7 protein-coding genes are annotated in these 9,805 nt (G+C 59.1%); 2 read left to right on the forward strand and 5 right to left on the reverse strand.

Annotation, left to right across the window (positions count from 1 at the left end):
• Window positions 1-137 precede the first annotated feature (137 nt).
• Together Q0D52_RS09890 and Q0D52_RS09895 are read right to left on the reverse strand one after the other, a co-directional pair.
• Window positions 138-1,034 (reverse strand): acetamidase/formamidase family protein, encoded by an 897-nt coding sequence (locus tag Q0D52_RS09890; RefSeq protein WP_294382586.1) that lies wholly within the window; start codon window positions 1,032-1,034, stop codon window positions 138-140.
• A 98-nt stretch (window positions 1,035-1,132) separates the two neighbouring features.
• The gene (locus tag Q0D52_RS09895; protein WP_294382589.1) at window positions 1,133-3,241 is read right to left on the reverse strand and encodes a serine/threonine-protein kinase; all 2,109 of its coding nucleotides are present in this window, start codon (window positions 3,239-3,241) and stop codon (window positions 1,133-1,135) included.
• An 89-nt stretch (window positions 3,242-3,330) separates the two neighbouring features.
• Here Q0D52_RS09895 and Q0D52_RS09900 point away from each other — a divergent pair, with 89 nt between their 5' ends.
• Window positions 3,331-4,440, forward strand: a complete 1,110-nt coding sequence (locus tag Q0D52_RS09900) for a DNA/RNA non-specific endonuclease (RefSeq protein WP_294382592.1) — start codon at window positions 3,331-3,333, stop codon at window positions 4,438-4,440.
• A gap of 130 nt (window positions 4,441-4,570) precedes the next feature.
• Here Q0D52_RS09900 and dcm read toward each other — a convergent pair whose 3' ends face one another.
• A complete protein-coding gene (gene dcm, locus Q0D52_RS09905; protein ID WP_294382595.1) occupies window positions 4,571-5,827 on the reverse strand; it encodes a DNA (cytosine-5-)-methyltransferase in 1,257 nt (418 codons plus the stop codon).
• 167 nt (window positions 5,828-5,994) lie between these two features.
• On the opposite strand from dcm, the gene Q0D52_RS09910 reads away from it, so the two are divergent.
• Window positions 5,995-7,461, forward strand: a complete 1,467-nt coding sequence (locus Q0D52_RS09910; RefSeq protein ID WP_294382598.1) for a MutH/Sau3AI family endonuclease — start codon at window positions 5,995-5,997, stop codon at window positions 7,459-7,461.
• 91 nt (window positions 7,462-7,552) lie between these two features.
• Here Q0D52_RS09910 and Q0D52_RS09915 read toward each other — a convergent pair whose 3' ends face one another.
• Entirely contained in the window at window positions 7,553-8,257 is a 705-nt protein-coding gene (locus tag Q0D52_RS09915) for an SOS response-associated peptidase family protein (RefSeq protein WP_294382600.1), read from the reverse strand.
• Between the two features lie 9 nt (window positions 8,258-8,266).
• Window positions 8,267-9,523, reverse strand: coding sequence for a Fic family protein (locus tag Q0D52_RS09920; protein WP_294382604.1), 1,257 nt, complete (start codon window positions 9,521-9,523; stop codon window positions 8,267-8,269).
• Window positions 9,524-9,805: the final 282 nt, after the last annotated feature.

Below are 9,805 nucleotides of genomic sequence, written 5' to 3' on the forward strand. Positions count from 1 at the left end.
ATTGTCGGCCTAATCTACGGGAATTGCATGCAGCAGGGGCTCTCAATGTTTTTATGTCCTGCTCATATCGTCTTTGCCCGAACGCAAAAGCGCCCGCAAGCACGACGCTTGCGGGCGCTTCGTTTCCCAGTTCGAAGCTACAGCGCGAAGCCGATAGCGTCCAGCACGTACTTCGGCACCATGAAGCGAACCGTCTTCTGCGGGTCCACCATCTGGCACACCTGCACGTCGGCGACCAGCGACAGCAGCATGACAAGATCGGCCTCGGACTCGTTGGTGCGCGATGCCAGCAGGTCGACCATCTGCTGAACGGCCAGCTCAGCGGCCGCATCCAGCGATTCCGCGGACACGATGATGCCGAAATGCGTGTCGTTCTCGATCAGCGGGTTCACCAGCTTCAGCTCGGGCAGGGCCGTCAGCGTGACGGTGGCGTAGCCTGCAACCTCGGCGCCGGAGACGCTGACCTCGCCGTCGCCCATTGCCGCGTGCATGTCGCCGCAGCCGAACAGCGCGCCGTCGACCGCTACGGGGAAGTACAGCGTAGCACCGGTGGTGATGGCCGTGTTATCCATGTTGCCGCCGTGGCTACCCGGCGTGCCGCAGTTCACCGGCTCGCCCTCGGGAGCCACGCCGATGACGCCGATCATGGGGCGCAGCGGGATGTTCAGGCGCTCGTCCCAGGCCAGCGTGTTGCCCTGAATCTTGCAGTAATGCGTTGCCCACTCGGTGAAGCGATTGCCGCAAACGCCCTCGTCCTGACCGGTGGCGGAGCAGGTCTGCTCATCGAACTCGATGTTCTCGATGCGCACCTTCAGCGCGCCGCCCGCCTTCGCGCCCTCGACGAACACCGGGCCGGTTGCCGGGTTGATGGCATCCCAATCCAGGTCATCCATGGTGTCCTGAGGACCGGTCAGCTGGTTGCTGAAGCAGTCCTTCGTACGGATGCGCACCGTCTCGCCGGACTTCACGGTCAGCACCGGCTCAAGATCGCGGTCGAAGGAGAACAACGTCTTGTCGTCGTTAAGCTCGATCATGGGTTTCCTTCCTATCCATGTAAGGCCGCGGCACCGCGCCGACGGCCGGTCTTTCGATATCGCGCAACGCCACTTCGCCCGAACGTCGGGAGCGGAAGCTATTCGTCGCTCTCGTCATAATACTCGGGGTCGGGCAGAAGATAGGCGGCGAACAGCATAATGCCCGCGGAAACGACCAACGAGGCGACATCGACGGGGTCGGTGAAGGCGGATGCGGAAGGAGACCCGCAAACCGCCGCCAAAACGAACCCGGCAACCAGCACCGCCGCGCCCGCCAGCACGCCGAAGGACGCGAACAGCCGCGTGGGGCGCCAACGCAGCAAGGCGCACGCGCCCGCCGCCAGCACCCAGCTTGCCGCCATGATCCACGTGCCCGGCTCCAGCAGCATGGCCGCCATCCGGTCGATCACCGCGTCGCTTGCGAAGGCCGCCGTCGAGAAATGCCAGGTGGCAAGCACATCCCACCCCATGAACGAGGCGCTTCCCAAACCTGCGAGCATGAACCCGCACAGCACCTGGAACGCCGCGGTCGCCATCGCCGCAACCGGGCGCAGCGCAAAACCCGCCGCAAGCGGGCCAAGCGGCCCCAACCCGATCGCGCCGGCAAGCGGCGTCGCCAGCGCGGCGTTCGCGGTCGTATCGCCCGCGCGGCCCAGGTACCACCACCATACGCCGGCGCCCGCCAGCAGCACGCAACCCGCAGCGGGCACGCCGCACATCACCAGCATGGCCGACAGGGAAACGAACCCCAAAAGCGCCCCAAGGTGAGGGCGAAAGGCGCCAGCAAGGGTGATGAGCAGCAGCAATCCCCAGAACAGCGGGTTGGCGAACCCTTCGGTCTGCGAGATGTTCTGCAGCGACAGAAACGCCAGCAGCGCCGATCCCGCCGCGCCGCACGCGTGCGAGCCGAAGAACAGCAGCCTGGGCGTGATGCGATCGCGCAACGGGATGCCAGGCTCGCGCGGCTGCGGCTCGGGCTCCTCTTCCTCCGCCGGACCGGCCACGATGTCGGCTAGCTCCGCGCGGCCCTTCGCCGGGTCGCCCAAAAACAGCGAAAGCTCCTCCGCAAAATCCGCCACCGATTCGTAGCGCTCCTCGCGTTCGGGGTCCAGCGCGTAGAAGATGGGGTCATCCGCGGCAGGGTCGAGGTTGTCCCAGCACAGCGACGGCAGCACCAATTCGCCGTCTTCTATGGCCTCCTGCGCCTGGAACAGGTTCGGGGCCAAGAACGGGTTCTCGCCCGCCAGCATCTCGTACGTCACCGACGCAAGCGCCCACTCGTCGCACCGCGCGTCAAGGTTCTCCTGGCGCATCTGCTCAAGCGGCATATAGCCGATAGTACCGCCGCCGGCCACGCCGAACCCCTGCGCGTCGGCCAAGGTTGCCAGACCGAAATCGGTCACCTTGACCTGGCCCGATGCGTTGATGAGGATGTTATCGGGCTTGATATCCAGATGCAGAACGCCGTTCGCGTGAGCAACCTCGAGCGCGTGAGCCACCGCGTCGAACACGGCGGCGACCACGTCGAGCGTCAGCCGATCGTCGTGGTCGCGCAGTAGCTCGGTGAGCGTCATGCCCTCAACGTATTCCATGATCAGGTACGCCGTGGAATCCTGGATTTCGAAATCGTGCACCGCAACGATGCTGGAGTCCGACAGCACGGCCGCCGTGCGGGCCTCGTCCAAGCCGGGGATGCGCGAAAGCGTGCGCACCAGCGGACGGCTCGCAGGGTCTGCCGTATCCGTCAGGCTAACCGACTGACCAGGCAGAAGCTGGCTGGGGAACGCGTCTGCACGCAATGAGTCCGCAGAGCCGGAGTCCGTTCGGCGGGCGAAAGCGCTCGCCAACTCGTCTAGCTCGGCAGATTCCGCGGCATCCTCGGAGCCCGCAAAACCCGCTTCCTCTGGCAGATCTTCCCACGGGGGAACGTCCGCCGGATCGACGGCGCTCGTCGAAGAGGCCGCCGAACCCGCCGCGTGCGCACTCGGTGCAATCGCACTTTCGCCATGTTCATCAGGGGAAACGTCAAGCGCATCAGCGCCGGGAAGAGTAGCGCGCAACAACTCCGCCTCGGACAAGGGGATGCACTTGATGGCGACCTTGCGCTGGATGCGCGTATCCCATGCCACCTGCACCGTGCCGAAGCCGCCCTCCCCCGCCTTGGCAAGGGGCTTGTATCGATTGAGTATCAGCTGCGTTTTAGTCATGCGCACATTATATTGCAGGGGCCTGCGCGCCACAGGTACATCAAATCCATTCGCTACAATCGGCCTAGGCAACGACAGAAAGGCCGCCGTTGAAAGACACCCGCACGCTCCCGCTTCCCCAGCGCATCGCCGCAGCATTAGCGGCTCTGGCGCTGGCGTTCTCGTTCGCGCTTCCCGCAACGGGCTGCTCCATCAGCATCGGCGATAGCTCCGCCGGCAACGGCAGCTCCGTCAGCAGCACGTACGGCGGCTCCGGCGAGGGTGCGCAATCCGCCCAGGCAACCATCGCCGACATCCCCGCCTATACCGGAGCGCTGTGCATCGACATCAACCACGGCGAACCCGGGTTCACGGCCCAAGACGAGGCGCGCGGGACGTTCATGCAGTTCAGCGACCTGGATTTCGAAGGCCGCTGCGGCCCCGCCTTCGCGAGAATCGGGCCCGATACCATATCCAACGAGAAGCGCGGCGACATCTCGCAGGTGCATCCGAGCGGCTGGGTACAGCGTAAATACAGCTTCGTCGACGACGGCATGTTGTACAACCGCAGCCATCTGATCGCGCACCAGTTGTGCGGGGAAAACGCCAACGAGAAGAACCTGATCACGGGCACGCGCACGTTCAACGCAGTGGGCATGCTGTATTACGAGGAGCTGGTTGGCGACTACGTGCGCAGCACGGGCAACCACGTGCTCTACCGCGTCACCCCGCTGTTCGCCGCAAACGACCTGGTGGCGCGCGGGGTGCAGATGGAAGCGAAGTCCCTCGAGGACAACGGCGAAGCCGTGCAGTTCAACGTGTTCGTGTACAACGTGGAGCCGGGCGTGGCGATCGACTACGTGACCGGCGAAAGCTGGGAATCGTCCGAAACCCCGCAGGTCACCAGCAAAGGCAGCGCCACCATCACCACCGCGGCAGCCGCGCGGGCGGATAAGGCAGCTGCCGGGAGAAGCGCAGGCGGCGGCACCGACAGTGGGACCGCCAGCGGCAACGGGGGCAGCAGCAGTGGCGGAACCGGCGGCAACCAAGGCGCGTCCGAGCAGCAGGACTACATTCTGAACGTGAAGAACAAGAAGTTCCACAAGCCCGACTGCTCCGCCACCAGCAACATCTCAAGCGCGAACAAACAGGACTTCACCGGCACCCGCGACCAACTCATAGCCAAAGGCTACTCCCCCTGCGGCATCTGCAAACCGTAAGCTGGCATAGGGAAGATGCTTGAGGCGACAAAGCAGAGCACACCCAATGCCGACTTCTTGGACCCATCAAACATGCCGCAAAAAGAAACGGCGAAGATCCCATCTCCGCCGTTTCTTTTCATGCTAAGAGCTATTTCAAGCCAGCCTCGCGAGCAATCTCAACACCGATTCGGTGCGGAACTCCGACAACCAAAGCGTTGCCCATGCAGAAAGCTCGGCGACCATCGCTCATACCCGTATCCGTCCAGCCCTTCGGAAAACCCTGCAGCTGATCAAGCTCATCAGGGACGAGGCGGCGGAATCGGCCATCCACCTCAACAACGTGCTTGAAGCGAGAAGCCCCGATGCCGCCTTCGCCAGTCAAGATGGTGCGCGACGGCCTATCGAGCGCATCAGGGAACGTCATCGAGCCCTCGGAGTAAACGTACTTGAAGCCCGTCTTCTTATCCACGCGCTCCTCGCGTTTGCCGCCCTTCAAGTACTTCCAGGCTTCGAACTTCTCATCCGGAATATAGAACTGCTCAGGGACTTCGCTCTCCGGAACCAGCACGTTTCCAAGCGCACCAAGCTCGCCCTCGTACTTCTCCGTCAGGTCAAAGGTCAGAACCTTGTAGTCCTGCATCACACCTGCGGTACAAAACGGGGATTTCTTACCGGCAAGATCGAAGTGCTGGGAAATGTCGTAGGGATCATGCTGAATCTCAAACTCGGACACCTTCTCCGGGTCTTCCGTAGGAAACGCACGCGCCATCACGCCGTTTTTCGCGCGGTCGGACAAATCCCAATTATCGCTGGTCATTTCAGCGAAAATGTAAACGCGTTTACGTCGCTGGTTGAAACCATACTCGCCGCTGTTCACAACATGCCATTCAACCGAATAACCCAGGTCAGCCATGCAAGAAAGGATAATCGCAAAATCGCGCCCGCGCTGCGTAGCCGGGCTTTTGAGCAAGCGATCAACGTTTTCGAGCAGCACATATTTCGGCTCTTTCAGATGCAAGAAGCGATAGATGTCCCACCAAAGAACGCCCTTTTTACCTTCGATTCCACGCGCAGCGGACAGCGGTTTCGCCACGCTGTAATCCTGACACGGAAAGCCGCCCACGACCATCTGAACGTCAGGGATATCGATTTTCCCAGCCTCATAATCATCAAGGACCTTGTTGATGTCCTGGTTAACGCAGCTGCCTTCGCCAAAGCGCTGCTCATAGCAACGCCAAGCGAACTGCTTGCCTTCAGTTCCCGGAGGCTCCCATTGATTGGCCCAGATAGTCTTAAAAGGTCCCGCTGCCGGGAGATTGAACTCAGGATGCTCGAGGCTTTGGTAGCCTTCAAGGCCAAGGCGAAATCCGCCAACGCCAGCAAAAAGCTCGGCCACCGTAATCATGTCAGCCTTACCGCCATTCCTTGTTCCAGCCATTATTCAGAACCTATAATTATGACCAACGATAACCGATCGATCAAGGAAAAATCCAGATCTATTTGCGCTACTCAGCTTTTTTTCACAACAGCGGCCGAGAGCTCAACCGCCGTTGATACGACAGGGAGCATGACATGACCAAGTCTAGCCATAGGTACACAGCAGAAGACATTCGAGAGCGTTTCACCGCAGCAATCGGGAAAACCGCAGGTGAACTTGACACCAAGGGCATCCTTTCCGGCTCGACCGCGCATAAAAACAAAGGGCGCATCGGGGCCGTTATCGAACAATCTGTTTTAGGCTACCCCGCAGATAATAGACAAGAGCCCGATTTGGTCATCGATGAAACCGAATGGGAACTAAAAACTACTGGACTTATCGCCGCGACCCGTAGCGACTCTTGGCGGGCAAAAGAGCCTATGTCGGTTACCGCCGTCTCACCAAACCGAATCGTTGGCGAGGAGTTCTCAACATCAACATTCTGGCACAAGGCCGAACGACTCCTAATCGTCTACTATCTATACGTCAAACCCGGAAAAGGCATGATGCCGAGCTATGCATCTTTCGAGATAAAGGGATTTGACCTGCACGAATGGAACAGCATAGACCGAAAACGTCTTGAAGCCGACTGGACAACGATACGCGATTACGTTAGAACGGCACTAGCCGGAGACAAAGAAGCGCTATTGCCAGGACTATCAACCCTAATCAACCCACGCCTCCTTTATTTGGACACTTCGCCTAAGTATCCTCACGCTCCACGCTTCAGGCTCAAGTCTTCACTTGTCACGCAAATGGCAAGGGAACGGCTGGATGATAACTTAGAGATGATTCCCGATACCTACGAAATTGAGTCGTCCGACCAATTCAACATGCATCTTGGAATCATCGCTTCTCAACTACGCGATAAAACCCTGGCCGAATACGCCACAATGTTCAATTTGCCTTTCGACGCAGAAGGACGCAGGGACAACAAGGCTTTGGCTGAGCAGATTATCGTTCGCCTTTTCACCGGACAACCAGGCAAAATCTCACAAGTGCCTCTCTTTGTAAAAGCTGGATTCCAGCTTAAGACGGTTGTTCTCACCGTAAGGGGCGGAAGAACCGAAGACATGAAGTTATCGCCCTCGATCGACTTCGATGAGATGTGCGATCCGGATACGGAATTCGAAGACTCCTCGTTTGCCAGCATCTTCCTTGATTCAGCAATTATCGTTGCGGTTTTCAAGGAGCCATATGATAATTGCCCTCTTCACGCTTGCCAATTTCAAGGGTTCAAACGATTCTGGCTTGGCAAGTATATCGATGAGGCGCAAAAACTATGGAGCCAAATGCGCCGCTTGATTTTCTCTGGCACATTGATTGATGAACCTATATGCGATAAGAGCGGCAACCAGCGATTCACCCCGAAAACCGGCATCCCAATGACCGCTCCAAACTGGCCAAAATCAAGGGATGGCGTACTGTTCGTACGCGGCTCGGGAAACGATGCGACCAAAAAGCCCGTTACCGTAAATGGGATTAGGATGTATCACCAGAACCTCTGGATAAAAGGAACTGATGTCGCCATTCATCTCGGCATGACAGATTACATCGGATAACGCGCCACCCTAGCATTTTTTGGGATTCGATTAATAAGGATTTTCGCAATGCGATGATCATCATCAAACCCGAGCACGGTCATCGCGCGTCTTAAAACAACGTCCCCTGCCCCAACGCTGCCGGGGCTGCCGGTTGCTCTGGGGCGGCCGCTAACGCGAGCCCTTCGCGGTTCGCTAGCTTTTGCCAGTTGGCAACCAGGCTGGGCCACGGCGCGCGCAGCCACCAACGCGCCTCGGCGAGCTTCAACGCCAGGGGCATGCGATTGTGCACGGGCTCAACGTTGGCGTTCGGGCGCGTGGTCACTACCGAGAAACAACCTTGGCCGCATACCGTTGCCAGCAGCAGCGGCGTGCCTTCGCCGCTTTCGAAGCGATACTGCTGCTTGATTTTCCGCCCCGTTTTCGGGCTGCGCACCGTTTGGGTTGCATGCGCTTCGAAGAAACCGCCCGTCACCACGATGCCGCGGCCCTGCGCGATCGGCTGCTCCCACATGCCCGGGTTCGGCCCCATCGCCGTTTCCAGACGCGTGTTATACACGGGGCGTTGTTGCCATTCAACGGGAAATCCCCAGGTCAAGCGCTCAACAACCAGCTGGCTTTCCGACCCGCGGACAATCACGTCAACGCCAGCGCCGGGGAACGCGTCTTCGCCCGGCTCCACCTGCGCAGCAGCGCCTTCGCCAACCATCGGGCGCGCAGGCCAATCGGGCTGCGCGTTCACAGGCGAATCCGCCTGCAGCTCGCGCACGACTTCTGCAACCTCATCCCACGTAACGACCGTGAACCTTCTGCACACAATGGACCCCTACTCGAAAGGATTCCGCCAGACCACCGGCTCTACTCCGAACTCTTCCTTAAACTGCTGCGCAAGCCCGAACGTCACGGGCTTGCGTTGGTTGACCTTCACCGCAACACCCTTGTCCTCAAGCGCACGCAAGTGTTTCCGAGCCGCCTGCGTCCCCACCTTCAAATAGTCGGCAACCTCTTCAACGCTCGCGTCGCCAAACATCCCGAACGTCTCATACTGCATGAGCATGAATACGATTCCCTGCTCCTGCTTCTTCTTGAGGTCTGCACGCTCGATGACATCCTCCATCAATTCGCGAAGCTCGCCCTGCCGTCTTCGAGCGCAATCCAAACGATCGATGACATCCAGCTGGGCCTTCCGCACAAGGCTCATCATCTCAATCACGAAAAACGTCAGCTCACCCTTGTTCATCGGATTCTCAACGCTGCGGAAAGCTTTGTAGTACTGATCGCGATGCTCCAGAATCACCCGGGAAAGCGACAAAACCGTCGGCTTCGACAGCGACCTGTCCAGCATCAGCGAGCACAGATATCTTCCCGTTCGACCGTTGCCATCATAGAACGGGTGCGCGTATTCGAACAGATAATGCGACGCCAACGCCGCGTACAGCGACGGAAGACCCTCGTCTTCGACCAGCGCAAGCATCGACTTCACGGCCTCGACGATCTTCTCCTCGGGTTCCAGACCCCGGTGAATCACGTTCACCCCTCCGGCGATAACGTCAACGCCGTCCTTACGAAACAGCCGGCCATCAGGCACATGCGCGTCGTCAAGTTCCCCGTCCATCACTCTGTCGTAAATCGCACGAACGCCTTCCGGCGTTGTCGGCCCCTCTGCCTTGCCGGAAGCGATATCCATATACAGAAGAGCGAGCTCCTTGAAACGACGTCGAGAGGCATCGTTCGACACCGACTCCAGCGCATCCTTGATTTGACGCCGCGTGCTATGGATTCCCTCGATGGCGTTCGTGAATACAACCTCGTCGAAGACCAGCCCTCGCAAAACGGCATTCGCGGCAAGCAGGTTCATCCCGTTCAGCAGCGCCGTCACCTTGCGCTCCGTGCGCAGCACCTGCTCGGTAAGGGCCGATAGCTCTTTTGGAACAGCAAGGAACAGCTCGCCCGCCTTGGTTTCGTAGCCAAGCCGAAACGTCCCCACCGAATCGCGGCGGCGCGCTTCCTCTGCGGCAAGGTTGGCTTCGCGGTTGCTTGAAGAGTCCATATAGAAGACCTTCGCAAGCTCCTTGTAATCCATGCACGCCCCCTTCGATTCAGGTTATACGTTTTGGCGATTCGTATAACATTCCAGCCTATTTCGATTCGAACTTTATACGTTTTCGCGATTCGTATAAAGAAGGGGCTTGGAATCCCATTTACTTTATACGATTTCCGGGATTCGTATAATTTAACGCGCGATTTCGAGCGCTTCTTTATACGATTTCGCGTTCCATATAAAGAACGGGGCTGTATCAAAAGTGATTTTGGTACAGCCCCATTCTTATGCCCAAGATTCCGAGGCGGCGCAGCCCGCCGCGAA

The organism is uncultured Senegalimassilia sp., from assembly GCF_934630535.1.
Lineage (GTDB): Bacteria > Actinomycetota > Coriobacteriia > Coriobacteriales > Eggerthellaceae > Senegalimassilia.

Excerpts from the sequence above, each read along its gene's own strand:
- Q0D52_RS09895 (WP_294382589.1), bottom strand. The coding sequence starts at position 3,241 with ATGACTAAAACGCAGCTGATACTCAATCGATACAAGCCCCTTGCCAAG.
- Q0D52_RS09920 (WP_294382604.1), bottom strand. The coding sequence starts at position 9,523 with ATGGATTACAAGGAGCTTGCGAAGGTCTTCTATATGGACTCTTCAAGC.
- dcm (WP_294382595.1), bottom strand. The coding sequence starts at position 5,827 with ATGATTACGGTGGCCGAGCTTTTTGCTGGCGTTGGCGGATTTCGCCTT.
- Q0D52_RS09910 (WP_294382598.1), top strand. The coding sequence starts at position 5,995 with ATGACCAAGTCTAGCCATAGGTACACAGCAGAAGACATTCGAGAGCGT.
- Q0D52_RS09890 (WP_294382586.1), bottom strand. The coding sequence starts at position 1,034 with ATGATCGAGCTTAACGACGACAAGACGTTGTTCTCCTTCGACCGCGAT.